The following is a 17,859-nucleotide window of genomic DNA, read 5'->3' on the forward strand; positions in this document are numbered from 1 at the left end:
CTCCAGGTCGTGCTTGCTTTCGAATTGGGAGGATCCCGATGCGTTCATTCGCGTTGACAGGGTGGTTCTGTGGTGGGCTGTTGTCGCTCGCGGCCTTCGGCACGGCGTGCTCCCTATCGGGCACAGGAGATGCAGACGGCCGCATCATCTCCGGCGAAGACTGCGTCCCTTCGGACGACGGGGGGAATGCGCCGGCGCCGAGCTTCCCTGGGTCCGGCATGTCGGGCGCCGGCGACCCCATCACGGCGGACCTCGATCCGCAGTCGTGCGGCGCGAGCGCCCTGGGTGTCCCCGTGGACAACACCGCCCAGGTCGACTGCTATTACACGAACAACAACCCGACGACCCCGATGGCCTTCGTCGAGCGGGTCGTCGAGATCGCCGAGAGCGAGGAGCTCGTGCACGTGCGGCTGACGCTCAACCCCGCGTTCGTCGACAACACGTATGGCGAGACGGCCATCGGGTGGGGCGGCGACCAGGAGCCTGCCGGCCCGCAGCCCGGAGGCCCGCAGCCCGGCGGCCCGAAGCCCGGCGATGGGCCGAAGCCGAAAGGGCATGGGGGCCACACCTTCAAGGATCTCGTGGGCAGCGACAAGGCCCAGTTCCAGCTGACGGACGGGAAGGGAGAGCTCGTGCTCGACTTCTACGTCGACTACCTCTCGGTCGACGAGGCGAGCCCCTCGGGTTATGCGTCGCTCGGCGTGCTCGGCGGAGAGGGCAAGATGCTCCTCGGAGACGCCGGCGCCGTCGTCGCGGCGACCACCTCGCTCGACCGCGATCTCAACGCGTGCGGGTACGGCGCGTACCTCGAAGACTCCCCGGAGACGGACGAGAGCTACACCCCCAATGCGGAGACGCCGAACTGGGATTACCGCGTTGTGTACGACGTGTGGGTGAGCGCCTCGGCGTTCGGCGCGGCGGGCTTCGGCGACGCGACCATCAGCTACGTGCACGCCTCTCCGAGCAAGTACCCGTCGGACACGGTCACCGTGACGCCGGGGCCGTGCCCCACCCCGACGACGTGTGAGGGCGACGACCCGCCCGCCGGCGGCGGGGGCAGCGATGCAGGCGAGGATCCGGGCGGAGACGTGGAATGCAAGGAGTCCGGTGGGGAGTGCACGGCCAACACGGACTGCTGCTCGGACGGCGATGTGTGCCTGAGCGGCGTGTGCCAGCAGATCGTGATCCCGCAGTGAGCTGCGGCTCCTAGGCGCACTCGGGGCACGGTTCGAGGTGCTGCGCGGCCTCGCGCAGCGCCTCCGGCACTGGCGCCCCCTCCGCGACGAGCTCGGCGTACTGCGGCGCGTCGTCGCAGGCCAGCTCGTCGGGCTTCGTCGCGAAGACGGCCGTGGCCAGATTCCGGATCTCTTCCCCTCGCGCCGCGTTCTCCTACCGCCGAACGTTCACGTTTACGTGGTCGTGGTCGTGGTCGTGGTCGTGGTCGTGGTCGTCAACGATAGGCCGTGAACGACCACGACCACGACCACGACCACGTAAACGTAAACGTAAACGTAAACGTAAACGTAAACGTAAACGTAAACGTAAACGTAAACGTAAACGTAAACGTAAACGTAAACGTAAACGTAAACGTAAACGTAAACGTTGGTGACCGATGGTGGGGTGGAGGGGGGCGGGCTTCGCACCGGCTGGTGCGGGAGGACGAGGACCCGCCCGCCGGCGGCGGGGGCGGAGAGACAGGCGAGGATCCGGGCGGAGACGGGGATGAAAGGGTCGCCGCCCGCGGATCGCGGAAGGCGCTACTTGCCCAGCAGGGCGTTCATCACCCGGTTGTAGGTCTCCTTCTTCCCGTACTGGTCGTTGAAGAGCAGCGACTGCGAGCTTTGCCCGTTGCACAGCGCCCCGCTCCAGCTGTTGAGCCACGACCTGCCGTCGTTGATGCCCCAGAAGGTGATGCCCGTGCACTTGGGCAGCTTGAAGCAAGCCTCGACGATGTCGTGGTAGTACGCGAGCTGCTCCTCCGCCGTGACCACGCCGCCGCAGCGGTTGATGTCCATCTCGGAGATCAGCACCTCCAGGCCCAGGTCGGTGAAGCGCTTCAGGTTCGCCGCCACGTCCGCTCCAGTGGCCTCGTTGTTCGGCGGCCCGATGTGCATCTGGAACCCGACGCCGTCGATCGGGACCCCCCGATCGACCATCCCCTTGACCATGTTGTAGACGAAGTCGACCTTCGCGTTGCGCGCGTCGATGCTGTAGTCGTTGTAATAGAGCTTGGCCTTCGGATCCTGCTCTCTCGCGATCTGGAAGGCGAGGTCGATGTAGTTCTCCCCGATCTGGTTGAGGAACACCGAGGGCCTCATGCGGGGATTGCCGACCCCGGTGTCGCTGTCGGTCTGGACGGCCTCGTTGACGACGTCCCAGGTGTCGACCCGGTCCTTGAAGTGCCCCATGACCTGGGTGATGTGCCTTCGCATGGCCGCCGTTACATTGTCCTTGCCGGTCATGGAGCTCATCCAGCCAGGCAGCTGGTTGTGCCACACCAGGGTGTGGCCCTTGACCTTCATGTTGTTCTGGCGCGCCCAGTTCACGATGTTGTCCGCGGAGCCCCAGCTGAAGTTCCCCGCGCTGGGCTCGAGCGAGTCCCACTTCATCTCGTTCTCAGCCGTCACGTAGCTGTGCTCAGCGCCGGCGACGCGCTTGTAGTCGTTGTTGCCGAGACCACCACCGGAGATGGCCGCTCCGATCAAGATCGGGGGGTTCGCCTTCTCACCGGCCTCCCGCAGCGTGCTGGCGCTCGCCGCAGGGACTCTGGCGCTGGCGCCGCCGCCCGCGCCATCGCTGCCGCCCGCGCCTTCGCCGCCCGCGCCGCTGCTGGCGCTCGTCGCGCCGCCGCTGCCGCTCGTCGCGCCGCTGCTGGCGCTCGTCGCGTCGCCGCTGCCGCTCGTCGCGCCGCTGCTGGCGCTCGTCGCGCCGCCGCCGCTGCCGCTCGTCGCGCCGCTGCTGGCGCTCGTCGTGCCTCCGCCGGTGCCGCCCGTCGCGCCGCCGCTGCCGGTCGTCTCGTCTCCATTGCCGTCACCGCTGTCCGAGCAGCCGGCTGCAACCAGGAATGCCGAGAGGAGAAGTGTAAAGGGTGCTGATCTCATGCTCGCATGCTCCAAAGTAAAATGTATTTACTAACTCACGCGACCTGGTGCCTTGATCATCCGCGGGTCCACGTCGCGCGCGGGCGGCACCCGAGGTGGTGCCGAACCGGCAGTATATCGGCCGCTGTCTCCCAAGCATACAGCTTCACGAGGCGGACCCGAAGGATAAGGGGCTCCGGAAGGGAATTCCAGGGCAGTTCGAGAATTTTGACATGGGGATAATGTGCGCCCGAGACCGAGTCGGTAGGGCGCCCCACACGCGGCTCGCCGTGCTCCTGGGGTGCACCTGCTGCTGGGGCGCACCTGCTCCCCGGAACGAGCAGGAGGTCGCCGCAGACCTCGACGATCGCGCGACGAAACGTCCTTTGGCGCCGGCGTTCAGAGGCAGCGGGGAGAGGGGAAAGTGATCTTCACATTCCGGATCTCCTGGCGCGCGGTGGCGTCTCCCGTGCCGGCGGCGAAGCCATAAAAGAACTTCGACCCGACTGGGAAGCCGGGGATGGCGAACCCCTGGAACTGGAGCTTGCCGTCGATGTTCAGGCTCACCTTGCCCTTGTCGAGCTCGATCTGCGCTTTATGGAACGCGCCGTCGCCGAGCGCGACGCCGCTCGTCCCCTGGCCCAGCGAGCCGAGGACGCCCCCGTCGCAAGGCTTTGTGAGATCGTCCACGCCCACGTGGTTCTTGTTGGAGTCTGTGCAACCGAGGTTGTGGTAGGTGTCGATCTCGACGCCGAAGCCGGCGAGCCCGGCCATACCGAGGCCGCCGCCGCCATCGCCCACGGCCGTCTCTCCTGTCGTCTGGAGCATGAAGCCCATCCCGTCGCCGCCGCCGAGGCGGAACTCGAACGTTGCCGTGAAAACATCGGCGGCGATGGGATTCCTGTAGATGATGGTGCCAGCCTGCCCGTGTCTGGCCTCGGTGAGCACGCCAGCCAGCCTGTCGGCATCCCAGAAGGCGTCTCCATTGAAGGACCACCCCTCCGGCGGTGAGGCCATGTCCGCGGCGAGGCTCACGCCGCAGGCGGTTCCAGCGGGGCATGTGCCCTCGTCGGTCTGCCCATCGCAATCGTTGTCGACGAGGTCGCACGCCTCCCCGCGCGCCGGCACGCTCTCGCCGGTGCACGGACCCCAGGCATTGCCGGAGCAGACTTGATCGCCCGCCTTGCACACCCCGACGCCCTGGGTGCCCGGAGGGCCCGAGTAACAGCTCCGTCTTTCGCCCTCCGCGCAAACGCAGCCTTCATCGACGATCCGATCACAGTCGTTGTCGAGGCCGTCGCACACCTCCGGCGCCGGGACACACCCGGGGTCTGGCTCGTCGGGGTCTGGCTCCACGGGGCCTGGCTCCTCCGGGCCTGCTCCCTCGGTGCCTGGCTCCAGGAGGAGTTCGCTCCGACCGCCGCACATGGATACGGCGGCGGCGAGCGCCGGGAGCAGGAAGAGGGCCTTTGCGCGCGCTCGCCGGCCTGCGCCCGACGCCGCGTGTGAAGAGCGGAGTGGCTGTGAAGATTGCATGGACTCGATCCTCGGCGCGACCACGGATCGCGCGGAGGACACAGAACACCCTCGCGCCAGCACGCCTGCACCGCAGCGTACCAGATCGAGGCGAGCGCACCTCCAGGAATCCGGCGAGTGAAGGTCGGGATCCTGCCGAGCTCGGCGCGGCCGCGCCCTCTCGGGGCGTTCGACCGGCGTGCGTCTCGACGAGCGGCGCCGGTCCATGGCATGGATGGGCCTCATGGCCGAGCGCTCCCTCTCGATCCCGATCGTCGGCAGCAGCCCTGTCTCGGGCGTGATCCACGCCCCGAGGACGCGAGCGAAGCGCTCCGGCCTGGCCGTCGTCCTCGGCCATGGCGCCGGCAACGACATGAACGCGCCCCTCGTCGTCGACGTCGCCGGGCGACTGGCGGCGCGAGGGCACACCGTTCTCCGCTTCAATTTCGTCTACAAGGAGCTCGGCCGGAAGGCGCCCGATCGGCAGCCGCTCCTCGAGAAGGCGTTCGAGGCGGCGATCGGGCGGGTGCTCGAGGACCGGCCGGAGCGCCTCGTGATCGGCGGCAAATCGATGGGCGGGCGGATCGCGTCGCTCCTCGCGGCCCGCGGGGTCCGCGCGGACGGGCTGCTGTTCCTCGGCTATCCGCTCCACCCCGCGGGCAAGCGCTCGCCGCTCCGGGACGCGCACCTGCCCGCGATCCCCGCGCCGCTCCTGTTCCTCCAGGGCACGCGTGACCCGCTGTGTGATCTCACGCTCCTCCGGCCCGTCCTGAAGCGCCTCGGGGAGCGGGCCAGCCTGCATGTGATCGAGGGCGGCGACCACTCGCTCGATCTCCTCAAGTCCGCGGGGCGGACCAGGGAGAGCGTTCTCGAGGAGATCGACCTCGCGATCGACGGTTGGCTGAAGGCGCGGGTCCTCGCCTCACGCCCGAAGGCGCCGTGAGGGCGAGCGCCCCCGGCCTGCCGGAATGATGGAGGCGCCAAGGCGCCAGGCACAGGATCTTCTCTTGGCGTCCTCGGCGCCTTGGCGGCCCCAGATTCTGCGCTTCTCTGGTGTCAACCAGGTTGTCGCTCCAGGGGCGTCCGGCCCGAAGGGGCCGGACGGTGATATGGCGATATCTCCGCCGATCCTGCGACATCGTCTCATCGGATTCGGGCCTGGAGCGCTCGGCGCGCGCCGTCGTACGATGCTCTCCGGCCGAACGCAGACCTCCCGCTGCGGGCCAGGAGAGCGCGACCATGCTCGAACAACTCGACCCTCTGTCCCGAGCTGCCCCACCCTCCGCGCGCAAGCCATCGCCGCGCGCCCGCGGCTATCCGGTGGTGGGGCTCCTCCCGGCGCTGGCGCGCGACGCGCCGAGCGTCCTCCGTCAGCTCGCGCGGCAGCACCCGGGTGAGCTCATCGAGCTCGATCTCGGGCTCACCCGGGCCTACCTGGTGACGCACCCCGAGCAGGCCCAGTACGTTCTCAACGACAACTGGCGCAACTTCACCAAGGAAGGCGGGATGTGGAAGCCGATCGGGCGGCTCCTTGGCAACGGCCTCGTGACGGCCGGGGGCGACGAGTGGCTCCGGAACCGCCGGCGCATGCAGCCGCTCTTCTCGTCGCGGCAGCTCGCGGGCCTGGTCGATCTCATGTTCGATGTCGTCGAGAGCGACCTGCCGCGGCTCGAGGAGCGGGCTCGCGCCGGCGCCGTCGTCGACATGGACAGGGAGATGATGCAGCTCACCCAGCGCGTCATCCTGGCGACGATGTTCGGCGTCAGCATCGGCCCCCGGGAGGCCGACAGCCTCGGCGAGGCGATCCTCGTCGCGTTCCAGGCGCTGAACGCGAGGATGTTCCTCTACTTCATGCCCGATCGCCTGCTCCCGGGCGAGCGCGCGCTCAGGGACGCGATCGCGAGGATCGACCAGGCGATCCTGCGCCTCGTCCGGGAGCGCCGCAGGAGCAAGGAGGAGCGGGACGACCTCCTGTCGCTGCTCTTGCGCGCGCGGGACGAGTCCGGCTCCGGCATGGACGACCGCCAGCTCCGGGACGAGCTCGTCACCATGTTCATCGCCGGCAACGAGACGACGGCGATCACGATGACCTGGCTCTTCTACCTGCTCGACAGGAACCCCGTCGTCGAGCGCAAGCTGCGCGCGGAGATCGAGGAGGTCGTCGGCGACCGGCGGCCGACGGCCGCCGACCTGTCGAGGATGGAGTACACGAAGATGGTGATCCAGGAGGCGATGCGCATGTATCCGCCTTCCTGGCTCCTGCCGCGCACGGTGAAGGAGGACGACCAGATCTGCGGCTATCCCGTGCGCGCCGGCGCGACCCTCATCGTCAGCCAGTACGTCATGCACCACGACCCGGCGTTCTGGGAGGCCCCCGCGGAGTTCGACCCCGAGCGCTTCACACCGGAGCGCTCCGCCTCCCGCCCGCGCTACGCGTACATGCCGTTCGGCGGCGGCCCGCGTCAGTGCATTGGCAACCTGTTCTCGATCATGGAGGCGCAGATCCTGATCGCCGTCCTGCTCAGGCGGCTCCGCATGCGCCTCGTGCCCGGTCACCCGGTGTCGCCGCAGGCGCTGACCACCCTCCGGCCGCGCCATGGGCTCAAGATGACGCTCCACGCCGTGTGATCGGGCGGAGCGCGACGAGCGGCGGGCTCGATGAGCCGATGCGCCGCCGCCGTCGTCGCGCTCGCCGTGGGGCATCAATTGATGATGGCCGGGTCCTCGATCGTGAAGCACTCGACGGACGACGCCGCGTACTTGATCGCGTTGTACCAGAACTGCGAGATCTGGAAGACCTGCGCCGCGGATCTCTCGTAGCAGGGGCTGTTCGGGTCCGTATACATCTGCGGATTGAGGCACGCGGCCGTACCGCGCCACTGACCCGAGTAGGTCACCCACTCGTCGCCGAACGCGACGACATGGCCCTTGCCGATCTCCTCGTGCACCGCGAAATTGTTCCTGCCGTCGGTGCTATCGACGGTCGCGGTCGTCGACTTGATCGAGCGCGCGATGTAGGCGCCCACGCTCTGGATGTTCCTGCCGATCGGCGTGTCCTGGTTCCAGGTGCCCACGGCCACGGGGAGGTCGCCGCCGAGCGGCAGCGAGCCGCCCCAGCAGTTGCAGTTCGCGCAGCCGTTCCGCGCAGGGTCAATCAGGCCATCGGAGTTGAACTGGATGTCCGTGAACGAGAGGAGCTGGTTGGTCGCCGTGATGTCGTGGATGGTGCATCCCTGCCCATTGCACTGATAACCGCTCAGCGCGATGAGTCCGCCGCCGTTGTTGACCCAGTCCTTGAGCGCGTTCACCTCGTCCGGCGTGAACTCCCACGGCGCCCCGTCGTCGTTCTGCGCGCCCTTCGTCACCATCCACTGGAGGAGGATCACGTCGTACTTGGCGAGAAACTCCGCCGTGAGCGTCGGTTTCTCCCTGTTGTAGTTGTCGACCTGGGCCGTGCTCTGCGTGTTGAGCCAATCCTGGAGCGCCGTGGTGCTGTCGCTGCTGCACGGGCCCCAGACTCCTTCGCGGCCGATCGACGCGATGTTGATGCAGGTGCAGTTGCCCGCGTCGTCGCACGTCGTCTCGTGACCGGCGTCGGGCGGCGGGTCGCCGCCCGGACCCGTGCTGTTCAGCCCGATGTCGCCGCCGGGATCCTCGCCGGTGCTGGTGGTGCTGACGCTGCTGACGCTGCTGGCGCCGCCGGAGCCGCCGGCGCCCTGGCCGACCTCGGCGTTCCCCGTGGTGTTGCCGTTGCCGCCCGATGAACAGGCGATGACGGGCAGCCAGAGGGCGGCGAGCACAGCGCAACAACGCGTCGCGAAATGAAGTCTTGTCATGATCCCTGAGACTATCACTTCCCGCGCCTTTCCGGAGATCCAAAATCATGCGGAGGCGCTCACTCCGAAGCGCTACAGGCTGCTTGATTTCCAGCTCCAGCCACGCGAGCCCCCGCGCGACAGCTCCGGCGTGAGCGTCGCCCGTCGCCCCCCATGCTCTACCGGCCGGGCAAGCGCGAGCAATGATACGAGCGTGGCGATCGGGCCATGCGGTGTCTTGGGCGCAGCTATGCGCACGTGTGGCTGCGGGTACGTGTGGTGTGGGCGAAAGAAAGCGGTGCTGGAGGAACGGTCGAGAGTGCGGGCGCGGGAAACGTGCCATGCGGTTTTTGAACTCTCGCAGGGCTTGCGCCTGGAACACAGCGTCAGACATCGACGCGCCGGGGTTGCGGCGGCCGGGCCAGGTCGGAACGGGTGGTCAGATACGCCGGAATACGCAATGTAGGATTCCATCTGGGCGAAATCCTTGAGACGAGCGGCTGTGGTGCCTGACCCCCGTCTGTGCTTCACAGGTTGCGAGATAGGGCAGCGCTGCAGGGAGCGTGATGGCCGACGCGGCGACGCGAGGCGGCGCGAGCTCGCCCCGTAATGAGCCTCGGCTGCGACAGCAATGTCGTTGAGGAGCTCGACGATACCTGCAGCAAACGTTGCAGCGGCCGAGCCAGTCGTTTATGTCTGGGAGGGGCCTTCCTGGGGTGGCCGGCGCTTGCCGGACGCGTCGAGGGGCCCTTCGCGACGCACGCCAAGGTCCAGAGTGTCGTCCCCTCGCGGAGATTTTCTCATGTGGCGCCATGAATTGAGGAACTGGGTGGCTGCCCGGAACACCCGGACGGCGGTTCGGCTGGCATCCATGGTCATTACCGCTGCTGCCGCGGCGCTCGCTCTCGAGGGCTGCACGTTCGGCGATGATCCGCAGAGGGCGCAGCCCATCGTCGGGAACTGGTTCGATCAGCACTGCATCCCCGTGGAGTGCTTGCTCGAATGTTGCCAGGGGTGGAGTTATTCTAGAAAGCCGCTCCTCCACGGAGGACAGTGGTATGGCACTCAGTGCGAGAACGTTCGGAGTAAAAATGCTGCCTATTCGGAGTACGTTTCTCTGATGTTGGACGTCCAGAATTGATGCACTGAGGGCTTTACCTACTTCGAGTCGGGATACTGTGCAATCGTTGAGCCCCCCGACGTCGTCAAAGAGTTCGGCCCCGATGGACAGCCCGTGTATGCGGGGTTGAGCTTCTTGGTCTGCCCGCCGAGGGGACAGCCAGCGGCGCACCCGATGGAGGATGTGGAGATCATCCCCGAGGAGTGAGGGGGGTAGTGATGGTCATGCCTGCGCGCATCCTCGCGACCGCCATCATCGTCGCCTCCGCCTTCGTCCGACCCTCGAAGGTCTTTGCCCACGAGGGCCCCTGCACGGCCCCCGAGCCCTTCAACGGGTTCTGGGGCGGTGGGCAGGTTCAAGTGAGAGAGCGCGTGGCGGGAATTCCGCTCCTCGCCACGACACGCTTATGGTACAGGCAGATTCGATACTCTCCCTGCGCCAGCGGGATTCCCGTGTTCCCTCCTGGGGTCGGCGAAGCGAGCATCAGCGTGGGGATCCCTCTCTTCGACAACCGGCGCGGCGGGTTGCTTCTGCAAATGGCCGCCCGGGGGCAGGGCTCGCAGAGGTCGAACGAACCCGTGAGCGGTGTCATCACGGGCGCACCCGCCACCGCGGGCCACATCAACCTTTGGGAGACCTCGCTGCCGTTGATCCAGCTCACGGGGGCTGTGTCGGCGGCCATCATGCCGCAGTCCTCAGACGTTCCCCTGTCGATTGCGTATTTGGGCGGTGTGCGGTTCTACGCTCTTCATAACAAGCACGCGCAAGCGAACTTGGGGATCATGGTCGGCGGCAAGAATGCTGTTGTCAACGCTGTCCCCTCGCTCGCGGTCCGGGGCAGCGAGCTGGCGATATGGAGTCATAAGGTTGCGATCGGATTAGAGGTCCGCTCACCCATCGAGTTCTCTGGTGGCCCGATACCCGTTCGGTGGCGGCTCTGGGGAGCCTTGACCTTCGCGCTCGACAAGCTGGACGACCACGCGCGCGACACGCAAACGCACCGGCCTTCCTTCGACCTGGTCCGTTCACCCGTCGAAGCCGCCCCACCCACCCAGACGGCCTGGGAGATGACATTATGATGACCTCCGTTCATTCGGCAGACAGTCCGAACCTTTTGCGGCATCTGCGGAATGTCTCTCGCACCTCGTTGGTCAAGTTGTTCTTTGTCTTAATTGCGCGGTTCTGTTGTGACTGTGAGATTCTGAATTTTTCTTCTTGCGTTAGCTCGTCTTCGTTCAGATGTTCTGGAAAGCCCTCGAATTTTGAGCACTTTTCGAGGCTATTGACGAGAAACTCTCCAACCCCCGCCTCGTCCACGCATGACGCGCTGTATGTCAAGACGAACAGTAAGTTGCTGTGGTCTGTGATGGTGCCGCAAACATGAGCATCGGCCAAGGTCTCTCGTGCTATGCATTCATTTACCTCCTTTTGCAGTGCCTCGACCTTGGCGGTCTTCTCCAATCCGGCGTCGTCCGTTTCTCCCGGAGGAGACGCCGCCGTGGCCGGCGGGATGGCTGTCGGTTTCGCGCGCGCTCTCAATTCTCGTCGGCACGCAGCGAGCGCTCGCTTCACCTCCGCATCAGGGATGGACGCCGCGCTCTTTCCCATGGCCGGAGGTCTGCGCTCCCGCGTCGCCCAGCCGACCAGCACGCCACCACCAAAGACGAGGCCGAGCACGGCCACCGCTATAAGGAGACGAACCATGAGGCCAGCGCTCTCGGGGCGTTCGCTCATGCGTCAATCTCCCTGAGGCTTCGGTGCCTGCTTCGGCATCGGAGGGAGCTTCGGGGGCGTCTCCGTGCACGTCCAGACGAACTCTTTCAGGCTGCGGAGCAGCTCGTCTTCCGTGAGCGTCCGGCGAACCCGGAGCGCTTCCGCGACGAGGCTCGATTCTTCCTTCGTGAGATCGTCCGAGCGAAAATCAGCGGGAATGTCCGAAAGCGCCGCGCAGCTCTCGAAGTTCTTCTCGATGAGATCGGCAGACCTGGACTTCGGCCCGCACATCAACCCATCCTTCGGTAGAGCCATCAGCGCATTGAACTGGCGAGCGGCGGCGCTGCAAACCTCAGCGTTGACCAGGATTTCGCTTTTCTTGCACCGTTTCAGCTCCGCCTCGAGCTCATCGACGGTAGCCACTCGTCCGGGCGTGTCTTGTCTCTCTTCCCCCGGAGGAGCCTCGGCCGCCGAGGCGGTCGTTCGCGGCTCCGAACGAGCTGCCAGCTCTTCTCGACATGCAGCGAGCTCTCTCCGGTCTATCGGCATCCAGGGATCCGAAGCAGGCTCCGCTCTCTTCTCCTTCGCTGGCGTCCTCTGGTCCAGGAGGGATCTGCCGACCAGCACGCCAGAGCCAAAGGCAGGGACGAGCAAGAGCGTCGCTGCGAGAACACGAATGGCGTGCCCCGTTTTCTTGCCGTTCTCCGTCACGACCCGCCCTCGGCTCCAGCCTGCTTCTCCTCCGCGGCGCGCGCCTCGTTCAGCGCGAACAGCCGGTCGATCAGCGCGTCCTCGAACGCGCTCCGCGCCTGCCGCTCTTCCGGCGTCGCTGGCTCCGCGTACGGGGGGACCTCCACGGCGTCGAACCTGTAGGCCGCCAGGACGGCCCGGTCCATCTCCTCGTGGAGGCCGCGCAGCTCGACGATGCTCGGCTCCTTGCATCTCGGGTCCCTGATGAGGTTGTACGTCTCCGTCAGCCCCAGCCGTGACGCCAGCATCCACCGCGCGCGGGCCACATAGAGGCGCTCGCCGGCGGCCTCGAGGCGGCCGCCCTCGGCGAGGTGGTCCGGGCGAGGGAAGGGGAACGTCTCCACGCAGTCCGACGGCGCGTACCGGAGGCCCTCTCCCATCGTCGAGGAGAGCAGCCGCGCCCAGGACTCGTGCGCGCGCGACTGGAGCACCGCGAAGCGGGCGTAGTCGTCGATCGCGAAGACGCACAGCTGGTCGGAGAACGTCCGGCCCGCGGGCTGGAAGGCGAAGCACAGGTGCTTCGTCACCCGCGCCGCGACGAGGCACCGCTCGAGCGGCGCGATCTTGCGCCGGAGCTCCGGCCGCGTGTTGGCGAACTGCCACCACCGCGCCCGGTGGCCCGCGTCGATGCCGGTGCCCTTCAGGCGATCCCGCGCGGGCTTCACCCGGCTCCGCACGATCGAGAGCAGCGCGGGCCACCGGCCGGCCTCCTCGAGCCCGCGCTCGCCGAAGTCGATCACGTGGCGGTGCGGGCTGTGCGAAGGGGACGAGTTGACCTCCTCGCCGCCGAGGAACGGGCGGAGCACCTCGCCGGCCGCAGGATCGCCCGCGAGGAGCGCCCGCGCCTCGGCGTCGGTCAGGACGAAGCCGTCGCCCCGGAGGAAGCAGCCGATGAAGCACAGATCCCGGCTGGCCCCGAGCGGGCGCGGGTCGGGGCGCTCGGGCATCGCGCGCAGGTGCGAGTTGATGTGGCTTACAGGCACGCCGTCGAGCCGCGGCGGCGGCACGCCGTCGCCCGGCGACATGCCCAGCGCGAGGTGGACGACGGCGACGTGGACCGCGGCGTCTCCTGGCCACGGGACGCTGCGCACGGCGTGGTAGATGAGCGCGCCCCCCGCCTCCACGAGCGGCCTGAGGCCCGAACGCCGGGTGTCGCCCTGAGCTATCGTGTTCGTGGCGATGAGCCCCACCGTCCCGCGGCGCCCGAGCAGCGCGGCCGCGCGGCGGAAGAAGTGGGCGGCCAGATCGGTGTTCTTCGTGGCGCCGTGCAGCTGCTCGAGCCACGCGGCGTAGAGCTCGCCGTGATCCGTCGAGATCCGCTTCCCGCCCAGGAACGGCGGGTTCCCGACGAACGCGCAGAGCCGCGCTGGCCGCGGCTCGAGGGCTCCGCCTGGTCCGTCCGGGCGCGGCTCCTGGAACACCTCCGGGAGCTCCAGCGGCCAGTGGAACGCCGGCAGCGGCGGCGGCCCCCCGGGCGTCCCCTCGCGGAGCGCCCGCTGCATCGACAGGAGCTCTTCCGAAGGCGGCTCGCCGCTTCGGAGCCACGCGAGCGCAAGCGCGGCCCGCCGGTCGCGCTCTTTCAGCCGGTCACGGTCCTTCTCGTGCGCGAAGAACGCCCCTACCACGAGGTCGCCGAGCAGGCGCGCCCGGGCGAGCGCCTCGTCCGCCTCCTCGGCGAGCCGCCGCCGCAGCTCGAGCGCCCGCGCTACCGCGGCGTCTATCGCCTCGCAAAACGGTGATGCCGGCGCGGCGGGCTTCCAGTGGAAGCCGCGCAGCTGGGCAAGGTCGAGCCCGACGAGCGAGTCGCCGTGCCGGAGGGCGTGATCGACGAACGTGAACGGCTCGTCCTGCGCGCGCGTCACGAGCCAGAGCGACAGCCTCGCCAGGCTCACCGCGAAGGGGTTCTTGTCGGCGCCGTAAAGGCAGCGCCGCGCGACGAGCCGCCGCGCGTGGCTCAAGGCGCCCTCGCCCGGCAGGGCGAGCCGCGCCGCCGCAGCAGCGTCGCCGCGCGCGGCCTCCCGCGCCCAGGCGGCCACCACCTGGTCGGCCAGGTACCGGCACGCCTCCATGAGGAACGCGCCGGAGCCCATCGCCGGATCGCAGATCGCGAGCCGGAGGAGCGCCTCGGACGCGGGCTCCTCGCCCAGCTGCCGGAGCAGCGGCTCCAGCGTGCGCGCGACGATCGGCGCGGACAGGCTCCTCGGGGTGTAGTGCGAGCTCGTCCGCCGCCGCTCGGCGATCGGCTGGAGGAACAGCCGCCCCGCCCCGAGCATGTCGGTGTCTCTCGCGCGGAGCGGTCCGAGCGCCTCGAGGACGCCGGCCGCGGTCTCCGCGGCGACGAGCGCCTCCCCGAGCTTCCCCGCCTCCCGCCGCGAGATGCCTGCCCGCTCCGCGAGCCACGCCGTCCGTCGCGCCGTCGGCTGCGCGAGGGCCTCGGCCGCGCCCACCCAGACCCTGTCGGGCCGGAGGCACACCGTCGGCCCGGCGGCGCGCTCGACCCGGTAGCCCATGAGCGCCTCGTAGAGGCCGCCGAGCTGCTCGACGTCGATCGCCCGGTACCACAGCAGGCGCCCGTCGAGCACGAGGAGCCGCTCGAGCACCGCGTGCACCGTGCCGTCGTCCACCGACGGCGCGCGCGGCGCCGCGGGGGCGTCCGGCGCCGCGTGTTTCGTCGGCCTCGCACGGTCCTCTGGCGGCCCCGCGCGTTCCGCTGGCCCCGCACGTTCCGCCGGCTTCGCACGTCCCGCCGGCTTCGCGCGTTCCGCCGGCCCCGCGCGCTCCAGGAACGGGTATCGCTCGGGGTCGAAGAGCTGCCCTCCGCGCGCCGGCAGGGTCAGCTCGGGGCGGTGGAGCCCGTGGAAGATGGCGCGGAACAGCGCGACGAGCCGCGGCCACGCCCCGAAGCGCCGCCGCAGCGCGCCCGGGCGTGCGCCGCGCTCCGCCGCGAGCTGCTGGAACAGCGGGCGCACGCCGAGGTGCGCCGCGTAGTACGGATCAGAGGCCGGCAGGAGCCCGCGGTCCTCCGCGTGCAGCAGGAAGACGAGCCGGAGGATCGCGGTGAGCAGGCCGCCGTGGAGGTGCTCCGGGCCGCGGGCGAGCGCGTCCTCGAGCGCGCCCGTCCCGTCGCGCTCGGCCGCGTCCTCGAAGCCGCGGAGCAGGACGCCGAGCGCGTCGAAGGCCCGCTCCGCGAGCGCGCCCGCGACGTCTGCCTGCTGCGCCCTGCTGTCCCCGGGGACGGGCTGATCCATGCCGAGCGCCCGGAGTGTACGCGAGCGCGGCGTGCTCTGCTGCAGGTTCTAGCTGAGCGGGGCCTTCAGGGCTTGATCTTGGCCGCGAACGCCCGTGTGACCGCCGGCCTCGCCTTGATCGCCTGCTCCCAGCGCGCGAGGTTCGGGTACGGCTCGATGGCTACCCCCATGCGCGCGACCCCGGAGATCCACGGAAACGTGGCGATGTCCGCGATCGAGTACTCGTCGGCGAGGTACTCGGACTCGGCGAGGCGGCCGTCGAGCACCTTGTAGATGCGGTCCTGCTCGTTCTGATAGCGCTCGATCGCGTAGGGGATCTTCTCGGGCGCGGCGCTGCGAAAATGGCCGAGCTGGCCGAGCATCGGCCCCACGGCGCCCATCTGGAACATCAGCCACTCGATGACGCGCGACCGGCCCGGCTCGCTCGCGGGCAAGAGCTTGCCCGTCTTCTCGGCGAGGTAGATGAGGATCGCGCCCGACTCGAAGACGGTGACTGGCCCGCTCGGAGGGTCGTGATCCTGGAGTGCGGGGATCTTCCCGTTGGGATTGATGCGCAGGTACTCCGGCGTTTTCTGCGCGCCGGACCCGATGTCGATCGGCTTGATCTGGTAGGCGAGCCCGAGCTCCTCGAGGAGGATGACAGGCTTGTAGCCGTTCGGCGTGGTCCACGTGTACAGGTCGATCATCTGGCTCTCCCTCCCATCCGCGGTGCCTCCGGCACCCGTCCCGGTGACTGCCGGGATGGTCCTCGGATGACCCGCGGAGGTCAAGCGAGGGCTGAACGGCCCTCGCGCTCCCCCTCGCGCGGCACGTCGATTTCACCCGAGCGAACTCGCGCGAGCGAGCCGCCGTGTGCGCCCAGCACGCCGCCGATGTCGTGGCCGGCCCCGGCTGGGTGGTTCGCCCCGATGTCCGGGACCGCAAGTATCCGAACGCCGACCGGGAATGGCCTTGGCAAGGGGTCTTCCCAGCCGCGGCGGCCTGACCGTCCGCAGCGCACCGGCGGCCCGTCGGCCCGAGTCTGTGGGGTGCCCTCGGATCCCTGGAACGGCGGCGCCTGCACCCGGTGTTAGACCGATCTACTCTACGGCGCTGGACAGCATTTGTGGCTTGCGGCGCAGAGCTGGTCTGTGAGATTTTTCGTGTGGAGGTCCCAAAAGGCGACGAACTGGACAGACCTGGTCCTGCGGCTTCGGTTGACCAGGCGACTGCTCGTTGGCCACACATGACCATGCTCCCCGAAGACCTGAACCCAAGCACGGCCTTCGAACAATCGCGCGCAGTGTTACGCGGCGCCGTCCATGCGGTGGATGTTCCCGAGGTGCGGAAGATGGCCACGATCATCTTGGCGCCGCAGCAGGCCGACGTGAGCATATCCCGTGGCGGCTTCCAGGTGGACTTCGGATTCAGCCAGGGATCGCTGTCGTATTGGCCAAAACTCGCGGCACCTACGCTGTACGCTTTGTGCCGCTCTCATCTTGGCTCACCGTCCGCGCGCTTCTCTTTGAACACCGAGCAGCTCAGGCAGATCCGGATCGGGGAGACCAGGACCGACCGCTGGCTATGGCTCTATGAAGAGCCTCGGCGAATTCTCGTTTTCTGCAGAGAGGCGACCCAGGAGATCCAACCCGAGAACCCAGGTCAGATCGAACGATGGGTGTCGGCGAGAAAGGTGTGGGCCGTGTTCGAGCAGCCCATGACCTGTCCGCACTGTCGCACCAGCGCGGCGCGCTTCCGTGCCGTGGAACGAGCTCTCGTCTGCCAGGCATGTGGACGCTCGTGGGCCGTAGATCGCGGCGTCCTGGAGGGCGCAGTCCTTGAGACAGGTGGCTAACTCGCCGTTGCTGACCGAGGGGCCGCGCCACCGAGCGGAGCGAGGCTGCGCGGCCCTCGGCAGAACGGCAGTCGTCAGGCAGACACGGCAACCCCGCAGGAGGTCCTCGCATGCCCTTCGAAGTTCCACCGCTCCTGCTTGAACGCCTGCGCGCTCGGCGTCTTGACCAACGTCAGCTGCGGGCAACCCGCAGCGCTCCCGGCGCGCCGCGTGAGCAGACGGGCGGCAACTTCGTCGATTCCATCCGACACCTCTTCTCTGGAACTTCTTCCGTCGATCAGGTGGCAGGGCGGTACGTCGCGGCCATGAACGCTTGGCAGCGCGAGGTTGAAGACAAGTACGACGCGTTCTTGCTCGATCCCGGCATGGGACCGATGACCTACCTGACCTCCGACGGCCGCGTCCTCGAAGACCTCCGTGGTTGGGACGGCGATGAGATCGTCGAGGTTGGCGGTTTGCACGCACATTCCGCGCTGATCGTCGGCGCCCGGAAGACGGGCATCGCCGAGCTTCTGGAGCTGATCCCGAAGCCACCTCCGGGGTCGTCAGCCTGCTCAAAGTGCAACGGCAAACGCGTAGCTGAACCGGCGCCCGGATTCGGAATCGAGCTCCCCTGCGACGCGTGCGACGCGCGCGGGTGGATTGATGCTGTCTAACTGCTGATCGTTGGGAGGTATGCGAGCTGTCGTTGTTGACTGCGACATCGTCCAGACAGAGGCCGACATCTTCGATCTCCTGCGACCGTTGCCGGCGCCGTTCTGTGTTCTCCACGTGCTCGTGGCGT

14 protein-coding genes are annotated in these 17,859 nt (G+C 68.2%); 7 read left to right on the plus strand and 7 right to left on the minus strand.

Annotated features, from left to right (window positions below):
* Positions 1 to 38: 38 nt before the first annotated feature.
* On the plus strand, positions 39 to 1,196 hold the full coding sequence (locus tag WMF29_RS11605) for a hypothetical protein (protein ID WP_437328892.1): 1,158 nt from the start codon (positions 39 to 41) through the stop codon (positions 1,194 to 1,196).
* Between the two features lie 37 nt (positions 1,197 to 1,233).
* On the plus strand, positions 1,234 to 1,467 hold the full coding sequence (locus WMF29_RS11610) for a hypothetical protein (RefSeq protein WP_437328893.1): 234 nt from the start codon (positions 1,234 to 1,236) through the stop codon (positions 1,465 to 1,467).
* Between the two features lie 290 nt (positions 1,468 to 1,757).
* Here WMF29_RS11610 and WMF29_RS11615 read toward each other — a convergent pair whose 3' ends face one another.
* Entirely contained in the window at positions 1,758 to 3,101 is a 1,344-nt protein-coding gene (locus WMF29_RS11615; protein ID WP_437328894.1) for an endo-1,4-beta-xylanase, read from the minus strand.
* Between the two features lie 378 nt (positions 3,102 to 3,479).
* Positions 3,480 to 4,436 (minus strand): L-type lectin-domain containing protein, encoded by a 957-nt coding sequence (locus WMF29_RS11620; RefSeq protein WP_437328895.1) that lies wholly within the window; start codon positions 4,434 to 4,436, stop codon positions 3,480 to 3,482.
* A 403-nt stretch (positions 4,437 to 4,839) separates the two neighbouring features.
* Here WMF29_RS11620 and WMF29_RS11625 point away from each other — a divergent pair, with 403 nt between their 5' ends.
* Together WMF29_RS11625 and WMF29_RS11630 are read left to right on the plus strand one after the other, a co-directional pair.
* Positions 4,840 to 5,538 (plus strand): alpha/beta hydrolase family protein, encoded by a 699-nt coding sequence (locus WMF29_RS11625; protein ID WP_437328896.1) that lies wholly within the window; start codon positions 4,840 to 4,842, stop codon positions 5,536 to 5,538.
* Positions 5,539 to 5,834: 296 nt separating this feature from the next.
* Positions 5,835 to 7,223 (plus strand): cytochrome P450, encoded by a 1,389-nt coding sequence (locus WMF29_RS11630; protein WP_437328897.1) that lies wholly within the window; start codon positions 5,835 to 5,837, stop codon positions 7,221 to 7,223.
* Positions 7,224 to 7,297: 74 nt separating this feature from the next.
* On the opposite strand, the gene WMF29_RS11635 is transcribed toward WMF29_RS11630, so the two are convergent.
* Entirely contained in the window at positions 7,298 to 8,431 is a 1,134-nt protein-coding gene (locus tag WMF29_RS11635; protein ID WP_437328898.1) for a hypothetical protein, read from the minus strand.
* Between the two features lie 1,317 nt (positions 8,432 to 9,748).
* On the opposite strand from WMF29_RS11635, the gene WMF29_RS11640 reads away from it, so the two are divergent.
* Positions 9,749 to 10,609 (plus strand): hypothetical protein, encoded by an 861-nt coding sequence (locus WMF29_RS11640; protein ID WP_437328899.1) that lies wholly within the window; start codon positions 9,749 to 9,751, stop codon positions 10,607 to 10,609.
* A gap of 10 nt (positions 10,610 to 10,619) precedes the next feature.
* Here WMF29_RS11640 and WMF29_RS11645 read toward each other — a convergent pair whose 3' ends face one another.
* From WMF29_RS11645 to WMF29_RS11660, 4 genes are all read right to left on the minus strand, one after another.
* Positions 10,620 to 11,264 carry a hypothetical protein gene (locus tag WMF29_RS11645; protein WP_437328900.1) on the minus strand — a complete coding sequence of 215 codons (645 nt, stop codon included), beginning with the start codon at positions 11,262 to 11,264 and terminating at the stop codon, positions 10,620 to 10,622.
* A 3-nt stretch (positions 11,265 to 11,267) separates the two neighbouring features.
* Positions 11,268 to 11,954: a hypothetical protein gene (locus tag WMF29_RS11650; RefSeq protein ID WP_437328901.1), complete on the minus strand. Its 687-nt coding sequence runs from the start codon at positions 11,952 to 11,954 to the stop codon at positions 11,268 to 11,270.
* Positions 11,951 to 15,241: a DNA methyltransferase gene (locus WMF29_RS11655; RefSeq protein WP_437328902.1), complete on the minus strand. Its 3,291-nt coding sequence runs from the start codon at positions 15,239 to 15,241 to the stop codon at positions 11,951 to 11,953. The genes WMF29_RS11650 and WMF29_RS11655 overlap by 4 nt, the downstream gene beginning before the upstream one ends.
* A gap of 65 nt (positions 15,242 to 15,306) precedes the next feature.
* Positions 15,307 to 15,927 (minus strand): glutathione S-transferase family protein, encoded by a 621-nt coding sequence (locus WMF29_RS11660; protein WP_437328903.1) that lies wholly within the window; start codon positions 15,925 to 15,927, stop codon positions 15,307 to 15,309.
* A 539-nt stretch (positions 15,928 to 16,466) separates the two neighbouring features.
* Here WMF29_RS11660 and WMF29_RS11665 point away from each other — a divergent pair.
* Together WMF29_RS11665 and WMF29_RS11670 are read left to right on the plus strand one after the other, a co-directional pair.
* Positions 16,467 to 17,075, plus strand: coding sequence for a hypothetical protein (locus WMF29_RS11665; protein ID WP_437328904.1), 609 nt, complete (start codon positions 16,467 to 16,469; stop codon positions 17,073 to 17,075).
* 110 nt (positions 17,076 to 17,185) lie between these two features.
* Positions 17,186 to 17,731, plus strand: coding sequence for a hypothetical protein (locus WMF29_RS11670; protein ID WP_437328905.1), 546 nt, complete (start codon positions 17,186 to 17,188; stop codon positions 17,729 to 17,731).
* Positions 17,732 to 17,859 lie beyond the last annotated feature (128 nt).

It is taken from the genome of Sorangium sp. So ce381, assembly GCF_051473845.1.
Lineage (GTDB): Bacteria > Myxococcota_A > Polyangia > Polyangiales > Polyangiaceae > Sorangium > Sorangium atrum.